15 protein-coding genes and 1 pseudogene are annotated in these 17,146 nt (G+C 34.6%); 11 read left to right on the top strand and 5 right to left on the bottom strand.

Annotated features, from left to right (window positions below):
* The first annotated feature begins 56 nt into the window (after positions 1-56).
* The gene (locus NSS97_RS02015; RefSeq protein ID WP_341111364.1) at positions 57-839 is read left to right on the top strand and encodes a nucleotidyltransferase domain-containing protein; all 783 of its coding nucleotides are present in this window, start codon (positions 57-59) and stop codon (positions 837-839) included.
* Between the two features lie 99 nt (positions 840-938).
* On the opposite strand, the gene NSS97_RS02020 is transcribed toward NSS97_RS02015, so the two are convergent.
* Positions 939-2,465, bottom strand: a complete 1,527-nt coding sequence (locus NSS97_RS02020) for an FAD-dependent oxidoreductase (protein ID WP_341111365.1) — start codon at positions 2,463-2,465, stop codon at positions 939-941.
* Between the two features lie 578 nt (positions 2,466-3,043).
* Between NSS97_RS02020 and NSS97_RS02025 the strand changes: the two genes are divergently transcribed.
* The gene (locus tag NSS97_RS02025; protein WP_341111367.1) at positions 3,044-4,129 is read left to right on the top strand and encodes a fatty acid desaturase family protein; all 1,086 of its coding nucleotides are present in this window, start codon (positions 3,044-3,046) and stop codon (positions 4,127-4,129) included.
* 50 nt (positions 4,130-4,179) lie between these two features.
* Here the strand turns inward: NSS97_RS02025 and NSS97_RS02030 are convergent, their stop codons facing one another.
* From NSS97_RS02030 to NSS97_RS02040, 3 genes are all read right to left on the bottom strand, one after another.
* A complete protein-coding gene (locus tag NSS97_RS02030; protein ID WP_002169270.1) occupies positions 4,180-4,872 on the bottom strand; it encodes an amino acid ABC transporter permease in 693 nt (230 codons plus the stop codon).
* 93 nt (positions 4,873-4,965) lie between these two features.
* Positions 4,966-5,760: an ABC transporter substrate-binding protein gene (locus NSS97_RS02035; protein ID WP_002091263.1), complete on the bottom strand. Its 795-nt coding sequence runs from the start codon at positions 5,758-5,760 to the stop codon at positions 4,966-4,968.
* 121 nt (positions 5,761-5,881) lie between these two features.
* A complete protein-coding gene (locus NSS97_RS02040; protein WP_044444304.1) occupies positions 5,882-6,604 on the bottom strand; it encodes an amino acid ABC transporter ATP-binding protein in 723 nt (240 codons plus the stop codon).
* 374 nt (positions 6,605-6,978) lie between these two features.
* Here NSS97_RS02040 and NSS97_RS30405 point away from each other — a divergent pair.
* The 9 genes and pseudogenes from NSS97_RS30405 to NSS97_RS02080 all read left to right on the top strand — a co-directional run.
* Positions 6,979-7,164, top strand: a pseudogene (locus NSS97_RS30405) (HAMP domain-containing protein); the annotation flags it as partial.
* Positions 7,165-7,179: 15 nt separating this feature from the next.
* A complete protein-coding gene (locus tag NSS97_RS02045) occupies positions 7,180-8,106 on the top strand; it encodes a methyl-accepting chemotaxis protein (RefSeq protein WP_427342668.1) in 927 nt (308 codons plus the stop codon).
* 153 nt (positions 8,107-8,259) lie between these two features.
* Entirely contained in the window at positions 8,260-8,709 is a 450-nt protein-coding gene (gene argR / locus NSS97_RS02050; protein ID WP_033708744.1) for an arginine repressor, read from the top strand.
* 269 nt (positions 8,710-8,978) lie between these two features.
* The gene (arcA, locus tag NSS97_RS02055; RefSeq protein ID WP_107887808.1) at positions 8,979-10,211 is read left to right on the top strand and encodes an arginine deiminase; all 1,233 of its coding nucleotides are present in this window, start codon (positions 8,979-8,981) and stop codon (positions 10,209-10,211) included.
* A gap of 30 nt (positions 10,212-10,241) precedes the next feature.
* Positions 10,242-11,240, top strand: coding sequence for an ornithine carbamoyltransferase (gene argF / locus NSS97_RS02060; protein WP_341111371.1), 999 nt, complete (start codon positions 10,242-10,244; stop codon positions 11,238-11,240).
* A gap of 99 nt (positions 11,241-11,339) precedes the next feature.
* A complete protein-coding gene (gene arcD / locus NSS97_RS02065) occupies positions 11,340-12,755 on the top strand; it encodes an arginine-ornithine antiporter (protein ID WP_000343045.1) in 1,416 nt (471 codons plus the stop codon).
* A 37-nt stretch (positions 12,756-12,792) separates the two neighbouring features.
* Positions 12,793-13,755 carry a carbamate kinase gene (gene arcC, locus NSS97_RS02070; protein WP_002139469.1) on the top strand — a complete coding sequence of 321 codons (963 nt, stop codon included), beginning with the start codon at positions 12,793-12,795 and terminating at the stop codon, positions 13,753-13,755.
* 201 nt (positions 13,756-13,956) lie between these two features.
* Entirely contained in the window at positions 13,957-14,646 is a 690-nt protein-coding gene (locus tag NSS97_RS02075) for a Crp/Fnr family transcriptional regulator (RefSeq protein WP_001081901.1), read from the top strand.
* 157 nt (positions 14,647-14,803) lie between these two features.
* Positions 14,804-15,487 (top strand): hypothetical protein, encoded by a 684-nt coding sequence (locus NSS97_RS02080; protein WP_060751225.1) that lies wholly within the window; start codon positions 14,804-14,806, stop codon positions 15,485-15,487.
* Positions 15,488-15,609: 122 nt separating this feature from the next.
* Here the strand turns inward: NSS97_RS02080 and NSS97_RS02085 are convergent, their stop codons facing one another.
* Positions 15,610-16,944 (bottom strand): FAD-binding oxidoreductase, encoded by a 1,335-nt coding sequence (locus tag NSS97_RS02085; RefSeq protein ID WP_341111374.1) that lies wholly within the window; start codon positions 16,942-16,944, stop codon positions 15,610-15,612.
* Positions 16,945-17,146 lie beyond the last annotated feature (202 nt).

Here is a 17,146-nt window from a genome sequence, read left to right on the forward strand (position 1 = left end):
AGTCGTATATTTGTCGAATTACCAGGGAAATAATCAAAAAATGGAGATGGTATGAAATGAGAGAGAAAATTGAATTAGAACTAGAACGAATTGAAAAAGAGAATGATGTGAAAATTTTATTTGCAGTGGAATCAGGGAGTCGTGCTTGGGGATTCCCATCGAAAGATAGCGATTATGATGTTAGGTTTGTTTATATACATCCAGTAGAATGGTATTTATCAATTCATGATAAGCGTGATGTAATCGAATATCCAATTAGTGATGATTTAGACATAAGTGGTTGGGATATTAAAAAGGCATTGCAACTGTTTGCAAAGTCAAATCCAGCGTTACTCGAATGGATTCGATCGCCGATTTTTTATTCGAAAAACCCGAACCTTCCAGAACAGCTTCAGCAAATGAGTGAAAAGGATTTTAATCCGAAATCAACGATATATCATTACTTACATATGGCTTCAAAAAACTATCGTGAATTTTTACAAGGTGAAAATGTAAAGTTGAAAAAGTACTTTTACGTATTACGTCCTATTTTAGCTTGTAAATGGTTAGAAGAGAAAGGGACATTGCCCCCAGTAGAATTTGACCGGTTAATTATGGAACTATCAGTAGAGCCTAGTGTATTAGATGAAATTGAAAAGTTGTTAATAAAGAAAAAAGCAGGTACGGAATTAGATGTTGGATTGAAAATTGAGGTGTTAAATCAATTTTTAGAAGAACAAATTGATTATTATGAGCAATACGTGAAAGGGATTGAAAAGGGATTAGGGATTGATATTGAGAGTTTGAATACATTATTTCGAAATATGTTGTTTGAAGTATATGAAAAAGAGCACAAGTGAGTTTGTGCTCTTTTTTGTGTTTCAGGAATAAAGAAAACGGTGCTAGTTACGATTAGTCTTACAAAAGGGAGTAAATGAAAATTCACGCTGAATCTGTAATTATTCGTTATCAACTCGCTTTAATGGCTGATCTGCTGGACCTTCCATAACATCCCCATCAATTGAAAAACGGGAACCGTGACAAGGGCAATCCCAAGTACAATCACCGTTATTCCATTCAACTTCACAGCCGAGGTGTGTGCAAGTTGTATCGACGATATGTAATTTTCCTTCTTTATCTTTATAAGCACCTGCTCGTTTACCGTTGACATGTACAACAGATCCTTCGCCAACTTCAAGATCTTCTGGCTTACGTAATTCGGTTTCAATTTTTCCTTCAATTAAGTGTTTAGCAACATCAATGTTCTGAGAGAGGAAAGTTTTTATATCCGGATTTGCATGAAAGCGTGATGGTGCAAACAGTTCTTTATATGGACTGTGGACTTTTAGAATGGAGTCCTTCAGTAAATGAGCTGCTGCAGTTCCAGTCGTCATTCCCCATTTACGATATCCAGTTGCCACAAATATATTTGGATTCCTTTCGTTAATATGTCCGATATAAGGAAGCTTATCTAGCGTGATTAAATCTTGTGCTGACCATCTATAGGGAACTTCATTTACTCCAAAAGTTGCTTCAGCAAAAGAATAGAGTGCTTCGTAATGAAGCATCGTATTTATTCCTTGTCCTGTTTTATGACTCTCTCCGCCAATCAATATCAACTTTTCTCCATTGCTTGTCGTATAACGTATGGAGCGTTTTGGATCATCGATACTTAAATACATGCCCCCTGGATAATCCGTTTTTGCTTTTATTGCGAGGGCATAGGAGCGTTCTGCGTACATTCGCGTAAAGAAAAAGCTATTAGCATCATAAAAAGGAAAATGTGAACAAGAGACAATATATTTACAAGTGATGCGATGGTCACCCTTTGTAATAACTTGTGGATAATCTCCTTTTTCCACATCAATAGCTGTTGTTTGCTCATAAACTTTTCCACCCATTTCCACAAACTTTTCTAAAAGTGTTTTTAAATAAAGGAGGGGATGGAATTGCGCTTGATTTTTCATCACAAGTGCAGATTGTACGGGAATAGGAATCGACAGGGATTGAACATAGTCACAAGGAATATTTAATTTTTGATAGGCTTCATATTCTTTCGTTAAATTTCGCAGGCCATTATTGGTAGTTGTATATAAATACGAATCTTCATTTGTGAAATTACAGTCGATTTTATATGTTTGTACAGTCTCGTTTATGAATTGTAGAGCTTTACTATTTGATTCGTAGTAAAGCCTGGCTTTTTCAACACCAAAATTGTTTATTAATTCATCATAAATAAGATCATGTTGAGCTGTTACTTTTGCGGTTGTATGCCCAGTTGTTCCATTTAAAACAGAACCAGAATCAATTAAAACGACTTTCATTCCTTCTTTAGCGAGTAAATAGGCGGTGGTAATGCCTGTAATACCAGCTCCGATAACAGCAACTTCTGTCTTTATATTTTCGGATAAATGAGGAAAAGTAGGAAATTGAGTAGATTCAATCCAATAGGATGATGGTAACTGCGGAAATGTGTCATCTGTCATTTTGAAAACCTCCAAATTAGAACAATTTTCCTTTTAATATTTCCATATTATATGGAATTCATGTATGTTGTTTTCGTAGCGTTCTATTCTTACTAAACGAAAGAAAAAATATTTTAATATAATTATTTTATTGGGGCAGTATGAAGAAGTAGGATTTATATAAAGCTAAATTCAAGTGATTCCATTTGTTGATTACATAGAGAGTTCTTGAATAAGATAGAGTCTATGTTGTTTAAGTGGATATGTATATATACCTGATAAAGCCTTATGAAATCTATGCTTTTTCTTTAGTGAAATAAAGTATAATTATAAAAATATAACCAACTTTTATTACTAGGTCATAAAAGTTGTTGACAATATAGAAATTCTATTGTTATGATTCATCATGTGGAAAGGTTGATAGAGAGTAAAAAGAGAAATGTTTTTCATTGATAATAAAAGCGAAAATTAAGTGACGATAGAGTGAGTATATTTTCCTTATGATAAATGCTTTTTGGATCACGTAGTAAAATCAATCTGGAAGCAAGAATTGATATATGCAAGTTGCGCGGGGCGCGGCATAAGAAAGGGGCAAAAGGATGAAGGAGCTTCATACGTTTGGGTGGTATGCAGCACGTGTAGCACCACATTTGCCGAAAAAAGCATTTAAACCAGTTCCTAATCGATTATTTGGTGGACTGGCTTATTTACTTGTGGCATTGGCTGGTTTAATAACGATCGGTGTATTTGAATTGAATGTGTGGGAAAATCTAGGAATTGCAATTGTTCTTGGATTATGTTTTGCTTCACTTGGATTTTTAGGACATGAAATTTTACATGGAACAGTTGTAAGAAAGGCATGGCTTCGTGATTTTTTAGGTGCGATAGCATTTATGCCATTATCAACTGGCCCAAAACTTTGGAGAAAGTGGCATAATGCAACGCATCATGTTCACACACAGCATGAAGAGAATGATCCAGATGCATGGCCGACATTTGAGAAACTGAAAAAGAGTAAGTTTTTGAGTTGGGTATATCGCATGCCTCTTCATGTACGTTCATTCTTTAGTTTCCTGTCACTAACAATTCAATTTACGTTACATTCGACTCGAATGTTCTTTCATTTTATAAAAGAATTTAAGTCATCCAATCAAAAATCTGTATGGCTTCAACTTCTTTTGCCCTGGACAGTTTGGATTAGTTTATTGTTTATTATGGGACCTACAAAGTGGTTCTTTGCATACGTGATTCCGTTGTTAATTGCTAACTTTATTGTAATGGCGTATATCGCAACAAATCACCGCTTAAATCCTATTGTTCCAGTAAATGATCCTTTAGCAAACTGTTTATCAGTAACAGTACCGCGCTGGGTAGACGTTTTACATTTCAATTTCTCATACCATACAGAACATCATCTGTTTCCTGCTATGAGTTCTAAATACTATCCATTAGTAAAAGATAAAATTAAAGAAATGTGGCCGGAACGCTATCACGAAATGCCGATGACAAAAGCTTTGGCAGCACTTTGGAATACACCACGTGTGTATTATCACGGAAGTGAATTAGTTGATCCGCATAGGGAGCATTTCTATGGTTCTTTAGGAAATGGATTGGATCCTCATAATATTTCATATCGTGAGGAACATATAGAGGAAAAAGAGACTATAAAAAAAGTAAATCAATAATAGATATATCTTACGATGAAAAAGCAAGCTCTCTTAGAGCTTGCTTTTTGTTATAAAGAGACTTCTTTCTTGTTCTTCGTCTTGACCTGGACAGAGTTATTTTCTTTTCGTTGTAGTCGTTTTTCTAGAAGACTAACAAGATAAGTAAATAGAAGAACTAGTGCGAGATAGTATACACCAACAATGATATATGTATCTAATTGCTGGAAGTTACCTGCGGCAATTGATAAACCGGATCCCCATAATTCGGACATTCCTACATAAGCGACAAGTGAAGAATCTTTTAATCCAATAATAAATTGGTTCCCTAGAGGGGGAAGAGATAGACGAAATGCTTGTGGTAATATAATCCGGCGCATCGCTAAAGGGTAAGGCATCCCTAAAGAGCGAGCAGCTTCCAATTGTCCACGGTCAACGGACTGAATGGATCCGCGGAAAATTTCAGTAATATATGCACCGTTATGGATTGCTAAAGCAATTGCTCCTGCCCAAAAAGGAGTGAAGACAATAATCGATGTAATACCGAAATAGAGAATGGCAATTTGAACAATTAAAGGTGTACCACGAATAATGGCGATGTATACATGAGCAATACTATTTAAAACCTTATTGTTAGAGATTCGAAAGAAAGCGACTAGTAATCCAATTAGTGAACCGAGTAATAGGGATGTTAATGTTAATTGTAATGTGACAATAGTAGCCTTTAAGAGTGTGGGATAGGTAGAGATAAAAATTTCAAACATATGTGTCACCTCATATTGTATGGATTTTAGTAGTGAATGAAGTGCCCCACATACAAAGTGGGGCATGATTTATGAAATCTCTAAATGGCTAACTTACTTTGTTTTTGCCTCGTCTCCAAGAATATTACGCCCAAACCATTTTTTACTGATCTTTTCATACGTACCATCTTTAATGATTTCATCTAAAGCTTTATTTACTTTCTCAACCATTTCTTTATCATCTTTACGAATAGCAATTCCCATTTCATCAAGATTTAATGGTTTTCCAGCTTCTTTTATATTTGATTTACCTTCTTTGATCATACGTAAACCGACCATTTGATCAGTGATTACTGCATCAATACGTCCAGGCTCTAAGTCCATAAGTGCAGTAATATCGCTATCATATTCTGTGATTTGATCTGTATGTTTTGCAACAAGGTCTTTAAAGGTACTAGCTTTTACAACACCAATTTTCTTACCTTTCAAATCTTCTGGAGAAGAGATAGATGTATTCTTTTTAGCCACAAAAATTTGGGCACCAGAGCGATAATAAGGATTGGAGAAACTAACAGCTTTTAAGCGTTCTTCTGTAATTGCCATACTGCCCAATATAGCATCATATTTTTTCGATTGTAGACCTTGAATTAGCGTTTCCCATGGATTTGTAATAGGAGTGGGTTTCATATTCATTTTTTTCGCAAGTGCCTCACCAATTTCCACATCAAAACCGGCAAGCTTTCCGTCATTTTCTTTATAGTTAAAAGGTTTATATAAGCCACTCATCGCATAACGAAATTCTTTTTCACCATTTGAAGAAGTAGTAGCACTTTCCTTACTACAGGCTCCTAGTATGAAGGATGTACATAATGTAATACTCGCAACAATGGTTAATAGTTTTCTTTTCATAAAACCCCTCCTATATATTGATCATACGGATGGTTTTAAGTATGTTACTGAGATATTTTATTTGGACAATTAGTTGTGCACCGTATGGATGTATTTCTTTTCATTTGAAACAGAAGTTACATTATAAAACGTTGCGTAAAAATTGTTTTGCTCGTTCATGTGATGGAGCTGAAAAGAATTGTGCTGGCGGAGCGTCCTCTACAATCTTTCCGTCATCCATAAATATGACGCGATCAGCTACATCTCTTGCGAAATTCATTTCATGAGTAACAATAATCATGGTCATTCCTTCTTCAGCAAGTTCTTTCATAACTTGCAATACTTCTCCAACAAGTTCAGGATCTAAGGCTGAGGTAGGTTCATCAAATAGCATAATTTTAGGATTCATAGCAAGAGCTCGTGCAATCGCAATTCGTTGTTTTTGACCACCGGAAAGGAGGTGGGGAGTTACATCTGCTTTATCTTGTAGGCCGACTTTTTGTAGGAGTTGATTTCCAATCTCCTTTGCATTTGCTGTCTCCAATTTTTTTACGTGAATAGGTGCTTCTATGATGTTTTCTAGTGAGGTCATATGAGGAAAGAGGTTAAAGTGCTGAAAAACCATACCAACATTTTCACGGACTTTGTTTAAATTTGAATGCTTTGGATCAATTCGCTCACCTTGTAAGTGAATTTCACCTTCATCGTACATTTCTAAAAAGTTAAGACAGCGAAGTAATGTACTTTTGCCGGAACCACTGGCGCCGATTAAAACAACAACTTCTTTTTCTTTTACTTCTAAATCAATTCCTTTTAAAACATCAAGTGATCCGAATGATTTTACTAGATTTCGAACTTGAATCATACAAAACCCCCAGTCAAAAATATATTTACAAATATTGCCCCGTATTTCTGTTATTAGTCATAAATTGTCAGAATCCTTTATTTTTTTCGTATAATTTGATATTCAAAGAAATAATGGTTTTTAAAATCCCTATATCTTTCTATAACGAAAATATGGATAATAATATATAGGTAGTACTTATATTGCTTATAAGAAGGGGGAAAGAAGAGATGGGAAAAGAAAGAAAAACATTTTCTTTTGGCTTACGTACACAACTTATGCTATTCACTACAGTTTTAGCTTTAATTACATATTCAACAAGTTTAATTTTCATTTACGTTATATATGATTATTTTCAAAGTTATGTAAGTCAAACTGTTTATAATATTATCGTTATGTTATTAGGTATAGTATGGTCTGGAATTTTAGCGTATGGGGCAGCGATATTTTTAATTAAACCACTTCGAAAGTTGGAAGAAGCAGCAAGGAAAGCGGCTGAAGGTGATATTCGTGAAGATGTCCCATTGCCAAAGACCGATGATGAGATTAAATCTTTAAGTGTTGCATTTAATATGATGCTAGGGAACTTAAGGGGCATGGTAAAAAATATCGATACTACATTTTCGTATACAAATAATCAAGTTCAGCAAATTAGAAGACAAACATGGGAAGCGACAAAGCAAGCACGCGGTGTGTCTGAAACTCTTGCAGAGATTTCTTCTGGCGCCGAGCAATCAGCAGCTTCCATTCAGGCGATTGTTTCAACTGTCGATACAACAACCTCTATTGCGAGTGAAGTAGAAGAAAAAGCAAAACAGTCCGACGAGTTGTCTTTAGAAATGGTTCAAGCTTTAGGACAAAGTACACGTGTCTTTACTTCTTTAATTCAAGGCATTCAAACATTGGCAAAAGAGAATGAAGATTCGATGCAAAATGTACAGAAGTTAGAAGAACGAATGAAACAAGTAGAACATATTGTTTCTGTTGTGAGTGAGATTGCTAGCCAAACAAATTTATTAGCACTCAACGCTTCTATTGAGGCAGCTCGTGCAGGAGAGCATGGAAGGGGCTTTGCGGTTGTAGCAGAAGAAGTACGTAAACTTGCTGATGAAAGTGATCATTCCGCAAGAAACATATCGCAGTTATTACGTAATATGCAAGATGAAGTACAGCAAGTCGCATTGAAAATGACAGAGCAGGTGAAGACAGCTAAAGAAGAGGCGAAACGCGGAGAAGCTACAGAATTAATTTTAAAAGAAATGTCATCAAGTGTTATGGAAGTAGCCGATACAACTAAGCAAATTAGTAGTTATATGAATGAACAAGTGAGTCATATTCATCAAACAGGAGCACAAACAAAGGCTGTAGCAGCAATTGCGGAAGAAACGTCAGCTGGTTCACAAGAAGTGGCACGTGTGACATTGCAACAGTCTAAAAATATGATAGCAATCGATCAATTATTAAAAGACTTAGAGAAGCAATCAGCGGATTTGAAACAAACGATTGAACGATTTTCAATGTAAAAGAGAAGAACAGAATGCTGTTCTTCTCTTTTTTTAGCTAGATTTAATATCTACAGTTAAAAAGTATAAACTATGAACGTTTCCGCAACATTCTTTTCTGTCCCTTTCGGATGAAAATTATAGCGAGCTATAATATTAAAAGGGGTGTCTTTTATGAAAAAAGAAAAAAGACAACGATTAATTAAACAATTTGTAAAGGAGTATGAAATAGAGAAGCAAGAAAGATTAGTAGAATTGTTAGCAAAAAAAGATGTATTAGTAACACAAGCTACAGTTTCTCGAGATATTCGTGAGTTAAACTTAACGAAGGTACCTTCTCAAGAAGGATTAATGATATATAAATTTTTCTCAGAAGAGCATTTACAAACTGATATAAAGTTAAAGAAAAAATTACGAGAGGTTGTTGTAAAAATTGATTGTGTAGATCAATTAATGGTTATTAAAACATTACCCGGTAATGCACATGTTATTGGTGCTTTGTTTGATGAGTTAGATTGGAAAGAAAAAATAGGATGTATATGTGGAAATGATACATGCCTTATAATTTCTCAGTCGAAATCAGATAGGGAGATTTTAGAAGAAAGGTTAAATTTAATTATTTAGATGCAAAATCCTGTTTTTAATAAAAATTAAAAACAGGATTTTTTTAAAAATACGGAAGTTAAATATTCAGCATATATGCGTAATATATGTATTTTTTTATTGAAAAAGCGGGATGGAATGTTATAAAAATACAAATTTATATGATTTTAAAAAAATAACTTGTTTAATATTTCACAATGATAATGTGGATGTTTTCACAAAGATGAAAGCGCGTAGCATTTATTATGTACTTGTAAGACATCAAACATATTTAAAAGGAGGTACAACAAATGAAGCATCCGATACATGTTACTTCAGAAATTGGGGAATTACAAACAGTTTTATTAAAACGACCTGGTAAAGAAGTGGAAAACTTAACGCCAGATTATTTGCAACAATTATTATTTGACGATATTCCATACTTACCAATTATTCAAAAAGAGCATGATTATTTTGCACAAACATTACGCAATCGGGGTGTTGAAGTTCTTTATTTAGAAAAACTAGCTGCTGAGGCATTAGTAGATAAAAAACTTCGAGAAGAATTTGTTGATCGTATTTTAGAAGAAGGACAGGCTGACGTAAATGTTGCACATCAAACTTTAAAAGAATATTTACTTTCCTTTTCAAATGAAGAATTAGTTCAAAAAATTATGGGTGGTGTACGGAAAAACGAAATTGAAACAAGTAAGAAGACACATTTATACGAATTAATGGAAGATCATTATCCGTTTTACTTAGACCCAATGCCTAATTTATATTTTACTCGTGATCCAGCAGCTAGCGTGGGTGATGGTTTAACGATAAATAAGATGAGAGAACCGGCGCGTAGACGTGAATCATTATTCATGGAGTACATCATTAAATATCATCCAAGATTTGCAAATCACAATGTGCCAATTTGGCTAGATCGTGATTATAAGTTTCCGATTGAAGGTGGCGATGAGCTAATTTTAAATGAAGAAACAATTGCAATTGGAGTATCTGCCCGTACGTCAGCTAAAGCAATTGAACGTTTAGCTAAAAATCTTTTTAGCCGACAAAATAAAATTAAGAAAGTGTTAGCAATAGAAATTCCAAAATGCCGAGCATTTATGCATTTAGATACAGTGTTTACAATGGTTGATTATGACAAGTTTACAATTCACCCAGCCATTCAAGGGCCAAAAGGAAATATGAATATTTATATTTTAGAAAAAGGTCCAGATGCGGAAAATCTTAAAATTACACATCGTACTTCTTTAATGGAAGCATTAAAAGGGGTATTAGGTTTAAGTGAATTAGTTCTTATTCCTTGTGGAGGAGGAGATGCAATTGCTTCCGCCCGTGAACAATGGAATGACGGTTCTAATACATTAGCAATTGCGCCAGGTGTAGTTGTTACATATGATCGCAACTATGTATCCAATACTTTATTAAGGGAGCATGGTATAGAAGTCATTGAGGTGCTAAGTTCGGAATTATCTCGTGGTCGTGGGGGTCCACGTTGCATGAGTATGCCAATTGTTCGTAAAGATATTTAGTATAAATAACGGAGAAAGTAGGGATGAAGTATGTTAATGACTAGACCAAATTTAAAAGGAAGAAGTTTTCTAGCTGAAAAAGATTTTACACAAGAAGAATTATTATATTTTCTAGATTTAGCAGCAGAATTAAAAGAGAAAAAGAAAAACGGTGTCCCACATCATTATTTAGAAGGTAAAAATGTAGCGCTATTATTTGAAAAAACCTCTACTCGTACGCGATGTGCATTTACAGTAGCGTGTACGGATTTGGGGGCGAACCCTGAATATTTAGGGAAAGGTGATATTCAGCTTGGGAAAAAAGAATCCGTAGAGGATACAGCAAAAGTGTTAGGACGCATGTTTGACGGAATTGAGTTTCGTGGATTTAATCATGAAACTGTAGAATCTTTAGCACAAAATTCTGGTGTGCCGGTTTGGAATGGATTAACAGATATGTGGCATCCAACACAAACACTTGCAGATTTATTAACAATTAGAGAACATGTAGGGAAATTAGAAAATGTGAAGCTCGTTTACGTTGGAGATGGACGAAATAATGTTGCTAATAGCTTACTAGTTGGTGGAGCGATCGTTGGAATGGATGTACGTATTTGTACACCGGAATCTTTATGGCCAGAGCAAGAAGTAATTGATTTAGCAAAAAAATATAATGAACAGGTAATGATAACAAGTAATGTGGAAGAAGCTGTTGCGAATGCAGATGTAATTTATACAGATGTATGGGTGTCTATGGGTGAGGAAGAAAAATTTGCTGAACGTGTCGAGTTATTGAAACCTTATCAAGTAAGTATGAAAATGATTAAAGAAACAGGAAATGAAAATGTGATTTTCTTACATTGTTTACCCGCATTCCATGATGTTGAAACGATGTATGGTGAGGAAGTTTATGAGAAATATGGGTTGAGGGAAATGGAGGTAACTGACGAAGTATTCCGCAGTAAACATTCAAAAGTATTTGATCAGGCTGAAAATAGAATGCATACAATTAAAGCGGTTATGGCAGCTACTTTAGGAAATATGGAGTAAAGAAGAAAGGGAGTCTTCCTTTCTTCTTTCTCCTCCTTTAGACACTATCATTCACTATGGCTTTCGTATTGTTATTGCAATTAAAGAGAGGTGAGTGGAATGGATGAAGATAAGAAATTAGGGTTGTTTACATTAACGGCGCTTGTAGTGGGGTCTATGATTGGCGGTGGAGCATTTAATTTAGCAAGTGATATGGCAAAAGGTGCTGGTGCTGGAGCCATTATTATTGGTTGGGTTATAACAGGAATTGGGATGATTGCGCTTGGATTATCTTTTCAAAATCTAACTGTAAAACGGCCAGATTTAGATGGCGGTATTTTTAGCTATGCAAAAGCAGGATTTGGTAATTTCATGGGATTTAATAGTGCGTGGGGATATTGGCTATCTGCCTGGCTTGGTAATGTAGCTTACGGTACATTATTGTTTTCTTCATTAGGGTATTTCTTCCCAATCTTTGAAGGCGGTCAAAATGTAGCATCCATTATTGGTGCAAGCGTATTATTATGGTGTGTTCACATGTTAATTTTACGTGGAGTTCAATCAGCAGCACTTGTGAATTTAGTAACTACAATCGCAAAATTAGTACCTGTATTTGTATTTATTGTTATAGGAATCTTCGCGTTTCATATTGATACGTTTCTAGATGGATTTTGGGGACAAACTGGTTCTTTTTCATGGGGAGCGGTTGGCAGCCAAGTTAAAAGTACAATGCTTGTAACTTTATGGGTGTTTATTGGGGTAGAAGGGGCTGTTGTTTTATCTAGTCGAGCAAAAAATAGAAGTGATGTAGGGAAAGCAACGGTTATTGGCTTAATTGGTACACTCATCATTTACATTTTAATTACATTACTGTCTCTTGGACTTATGCAGCAAGCAGATATTGCTAATTTGAAAAATCCGTCTATGGCTTATTTATTTGAAAGTGTTGTTGGAAAATGGGGGGCTATCTTTATTAATTTAGGTTTAGTCATCTCTGTATTAGGTGCTTGGTTAGGCTGGACTTTACTCGCATCTGAAATTCCATATTTGGCGGCTAAAGACGGAGTATTTCCAAAATGGTTTGCAAAAGAAAATAAAAATAAGGCTCCAATAAATTCATTATGGATAACAAATGGCTTAATTCAAATGTTCTTATTAACATTCGTCGTTTCCGATCAGGCGTATAACTTTGCATTCTCTTTAGCATCTTCAGCTATTTTAATCCCATATGCTTTTTCAGCATTTTATCAACTGAAGCATAGCTTAAAGTCTGAAGAAGTGGATCGAAATAAAAATATAATAATTGGTTTGATAGCAAGTATTTATGGTGTGTGGTTAGTTTATGCAGCTGGTTTAGAGTATTTATTATTAACAATGACCTTATATGCGCCAGGTATTTTTATTTTTTACAATGTTCAAAAGCAAAAGAGTTCGAAGCAAATATTTACTCGAGTGGAATTAGCATCATCGGTAGCAATTGGTGCTTTAGCATTCTTTGCGATTTATGGATTAATTACAGGCAGTATTACTTTATAAAGCGCTGTGAAAGCGAAATTAACTGGAGGGCTGAAATATGGCACGAAGAAAAATTGTAGTTGCACTAGGGGGAAATGCGATACAGTCTGGAAAAGCTACTGCAGGGGCACAGCAAGAAGCATTAGAAAAAACAGCGGAACAACTTGTGAAAATAATGGAAAATGATGTAGATATAGTAATTGCGCACGGAAATGGCCCGCAAGTGGGGAATATTTTATTACAGCAAAAAGCTGCAGAAACGGAAAAGACACCTGCAATGCCATTAGATACTTGTGGTGCAATGAGCCAAGGGATGATTGGATATTGGATGGAAAATGCGATTGAAAAGGCATTGAAAAAACGGAATATAAAAAAAGACGTAGCAACGGTTATAACACGCGTTGTCGTGGATGAAAAAGATGAGGCATTTAAAAATCCAACTAAACCAATTGGTCCTTTTTATACGGAAGAAGAAGCAAGAAGATTAATGGAAGAAACAAAAGCAGTGTTTAAAGAGGATGCTGGCAGAGGGTGGAGACGTGTTGTTCCATCACCGAAGCCTGTAAGTATTCATGAGCATAAAGTAATTAATTCTTTAGTTGAGGATGGAAATATAGTGATAGCTGTTGGTGGTGGTGGAATTCCAGTAATTGATTCCGAAGAAGGGTTAAAAGGAACTGAAGCGGTTATCGATAAAGATTTCGCTGCGCAGAAATTAGCTGAATTAGTAGATGCTGATACGCTCGTAATTTTAACTGCAGTTGATCATGTGTATGTAAATTATAATCAACTGAATCAAAAGAAATTAGAGCATGTCACAGTGAATCAATTAGAAGAATACATTGAGGAAAAACAATTTGCTGCGGGAAGTATGCTTCCAAAAATTGAAGCTGCTATTAATTTTGTTAATACAAATCCAAAAAGAAAAACAATTATTACGTCTTTAGAAAAAGTATATGAAGCACTAGAAGAAAAAGCTGGTACTATTATTTCTAAACAGAATGTATGCATGTATGTTTAAATAATTGTGTGCGCTATTTATTAGTAAAAAAAGAATGAAGTTAGTAACTTCATTCTTTTTATTTATTAATATTTTTTGTACTCATTGTTCATAAAGTTTTCATGATGAAATCTTAACATATAAGTTAATTATGATAAAATTTAATTTGAATACGCTTTCTTGATTTTTCGCTCCAACATACAGCAAGAGAGAGGGAATTTTATGAATAGACGGAACGTAGTTAAAGACTTAAAACAATTTGAATTATTTGCTCATTTAACAGAAAAGAAATTGAAAGGTTTGGCGGAGTTTGTCTATTGGCGAACTTATAAAAAGGGTCAATTTTTATTTTTAGAAGGGGATTCAAGAGAAAGAATTTACTTCATGTTAGATGGTTTTGTAAAGTTAGAGCGGGTAAATCAAAGTGGAAATTTATTATATGATGACTATGTAAAGAGGTATTCTATTTTTCCTTATGGTGGTATGTTTACAGACAGAGGATATAACTATACGGCAGAAGCGATGACAGATGTAGAGGTATATTATATTCCGACAGTAATTTTCGAAGATATGGTGAAATCTAGTAGGACGCAATTAATGTACGTTGTTCAGCAATTATCATCAATATTAAAACTAAACGAAAATCGAGTGCAAAATATTACAATTCCTAATGCACAAGATCGAGTCATTCAAACATTAAATTATTTAATGCAAGATTTAGGAGAACAGAGTGGCGAAACGATTGTAATTTCATGCCCACTTACAACAATTGAAATATCAAAAATATCTGGGACGTCCCGAGAGACGGTTAGCGGCGTATTAAAACAATTAAAAAACGATAGTATTGTTACAATTCTGGATAAAAAAATTACAATACATAATCCAACATATTTTGAGGAGATCTCTATGTGAAAATTGCATATTGATTTTCTAATTCATATTGTATATTAATAAGGTTCTTTATATATTTATAAGGAACTTTTTTACGTTATCCTCTATAAAATGATTGTATATTATGGTAATAATAGCTAAAATCGATAATAAAAAAGCAAAAGGAAGGGGAGAAGGAATGGTTCGAATTGAGTATGATCGATTAGTAGCTATTTGTTACAGTATAGGGGTTTTGTTATTATTAAAAATTCCAAACGATAATGAATTAATTGGGGAAAAACTATTCAATTTCTATAAGGTTCCGGTATATACATATATTTATATGGGTTATAAAGTTTCAAATATATTAATTGTTTCTTTCGTACTACATATAATCGCATTTATATTATTTGTAAAATGGCTAGTAAAAAAGAAATCTAGTACATTTAGAACAATGAATAAGATAAAAGTAGTAGGCATTAGTATTTTGATTTTAATGATGCCGTTTATTTTAAATAACATTCTCCATACATTGAATAAAACATGGTACTACGCAGGAAAAACAGGGGTAGAGGCGATAGAATATAAAAAAGAAGATAGCCAGTGTAGAATGGAGAAAAATGGAGAGGGTATCGAACAAAAATGCATTGTGACTTTAAAAAATTATCGTAATCATTCACAGGCATTAAAAGTTGTTTTATATGATAATGCAAACGAGAATTCAAAAGGTTATCCAGTACCGAAACCAGTCTATTTACAAAAACATGAGACAAAACAATTCGAATTTCAAATTCCTGTTGCTTATAATAGCGGTATTGAAAAAGATAAAGTACCAAATATTAAATTACATTCATTGCATAAAAATGATGAGAAATACAATTAATCCGTAATTGAAAGTTTATGAGTAGGAGCAATAATTTGAAAAGATATAGAAAATCAACTTGAATCATCCAACATGCTGTGAGGTAACGGCATATTGGATGGTTTTTTATTTTATCCCCTTTTTTACGTATGAAAGGGTGGGATACTTTGTTGAAAACGAAAAACATTACAAGGGTCATACGCTGTCTTCACTTTATGCAACCTTTGAAAATTAGAGCCATAATAACTAGTTTGCCAATTTTTTATGTCGATATCGGGCCAATTGACATAGTCTCCTAGTGTGTAAGAATCTAAGCTTTCTCTTAAATCTTTAACCCAGCGTATATTTCGATTTTCTTCATCGTTGCATTTCCAAGAAGTAATATATTCTTGAGCAATAATTGCCTTGCGGTGGAAATAAGCTGTTTCATTAGGCGAAATGTTTTCTACAGCACCTACGAGTGATTGGTGCCAAATACTCGCATCTTTATTTGGTGCATGAGAAAGAAAATATTGTAAGATTTGAATACCTTTAAGAGGGATAGGTTTATATACGTAGGAACCAGAACGTTTGAATTTTTCAGGAATATTGCCGCTATTAAAGAATTGAACAGCCTTTATATACGGGACTTCATCTATAAAGAGAGAAGGATTACCAGTTTCAAGAAGAGGAGATAATAGAGGATAGAGTTCAGAAGGAGAGCCGACAAATTCACCTTTCACCTCGATTTTATTTCGTTGTTTAGAGAATAATTCAATTGATGAAGTGAGATGTTCATCTATATAAGGTGCCCAGTTTTGCCAAGCTTGAAATGCAGCAATAAAGTCTTTCCATTCCCATGTAAGTGAGAAAATTGATACGTTTTTAATAGGGTGGACTCGAAAGGTTAAGGAAGTAATAATCCCGAAATTTCCACCGCCACCGCCACGGCATGCCCAAAATAGGTTAGGGTTTTCTTGTTCATTTGCACGAATGATTTTTGCACCAAATTTCCCGCACGCTTGTACCATTTCGACTTCTACTAATTGATCACATGTTAGTCCAAATAAGCGTGAAAGCATGCCAATGCCACCGCCGAGTGTTAACCCCACAATTCCGACACTTGCACTTGTGCCAGCTGGTATTGTAACACCATATTTCCAAAGTTCTTTATACACAGCGCCAAGATTTGCACCCGCTTCAATTGTTGCTGTTAATTTTCCTGTACTAACCGTAATTTGCTTCATTTCACTCACATCAATAATAAGCCCGCCATTTAAAAGAGAGAAATTTTCGTAGCTATGTCGTCCACTTCTTAAGCGAAATGGTATATGACGCTCACGTGCCCATTTTAAGGCGTTACACACATCATTTTTATTTCGACAAAAAACAATAATACAAGGAAATTTTGGAATGCTTAAATTTAAATTTATTCGGGCTATGTCATACCCAGGATCCGAGGGAACGACGATACGACCAGTTAATTTTGTTTGTTTCAATTTATATCTCCTTTCTGAAATAATATGAGCTTGTATTAGTATATGAAGAGTGTATTTAACACGCATGGACGAGAAGAAGAGAAGGGTTAGATTTATCCCGTTATTTGCGAGCAGTAAGACAATCCGGCTGAAACAAAGAAGATAGGGCTGCTCGTAAAAGCTCGATTGGTAAGGGCTAATAATCAGCGGGGAATGGACATCT

This window comes from Bacillus sp. FSL R12-0074, from assembly GCF_038005725.1.
In the GTDB taxonomy this organism is placed as follows: domain Bacteria; phylum Bacillota; class Bacilli; order Bacillales; family Bacillaceae_G; genus Bacillus_A; species Bacillus_A mycoides.

What these genes read in the sequence shown, in the direction of transcription:
- argR (WP_033708744.1), top strand. Translation starts at nt 8,260, where the DNA reads ATGAAAAAAGAAAAAAGACAACGATTAATTAAACAATTTGTAAAGGAG.
- arcC (WP_002139469.1), top strand. Translation starts at nt 12,793, where the DNA reads ATGGCACGAAGAAAAATTGTAGTTGCACTAGGGGGAAATGCGATACAG.
- NSS97_RS02040 (WP_044444304.1), bottom strand. Translation starts at nt 6,604, where the DNA reads ATGATTCAAGTTCGAAATCTAGTAAAATCATTCGGATCACTTGATGTT.
- NSS97_RS02015 (WP_341111364.1), top strand. Translation starts at nt 57, where the DNA reads ATGAGAGAGAAAATTGAATTAGAACTAGAACGAATTGAAAAAGAGAAT.
- argF (WP_341111371.1), top strand. Translation starts at nt 10,242, where the DNA reads ATGTTAATGACTAGACCAAATTTAAAAGGAAGAAGTTTTCTAGCTGAA.
- NSS97_RS02075 (WP_001081901.1), top strand. Translation starts at nt 13,957, where the DNA reads ATGAATAGACGGAACGTAGTTAAAGACTTAAAACAATTTGAATTATTT.
- NSS97_RS02080 (WP_060751225.1), top strand. Translation starts at nt 14,804, where the DNA reads ATGGTTCGAATTGAGTATGATCGATTAGTAGCTATTTGTTACAGTATA.
- arcA (WP_107887808.1), top strand. Translation starts at nt 8,979, where the DNA reads ATGAAGCATCCGATACATGTTACTTCAGAAATTGGGGAATTACAAACA.
- NSS97_RS02030 (WP_002169270.1), bottom strand. Translation starts at nt 4,872, where the DNA reads ATGTTTGAAATTTTTATCTCTACCTATCCCACACTCTTAAAGGCTACT.
- NSS97_RS02020 (WP_341111365.1), bottom strand. Translation starts at nt 2,465, where the DNA reads ATGACAGATGACACATTTCCGCAGTTACCATCATCCTATTGGATTGAA.
- NSS97_RS02025 (WP_341111367.1), top strand. Translation starts at nt 3,044, where the DNA reads ATGAAGGAGCTTCATACGTTTGGGTGGTATGCAGCACGTGTAGCACCA.
- arcD (WP_000343045.1), top strand. Translation starts at nt 11,340, where the DNA reads ATGGATGAAGATAAGAAATTAGGGTTGTTTACATTAACGGCGCTTGTA.
- NSS97_RS02035 (WP_002091263.1), bottom strand. Translation starts at nt 5,760, where the DNA reads ATGAAAAGAAAACTATTAACCATTGTTGCGAGTATTACATTATGTACA.
- NSS97_RS02045 (WP_427342668.1), top strand. Translation starts at nt 7,180, where the DNA reads ATGGTAAAAAATATCGATACTACATTTTCGTATACAAATAATCAAGTT.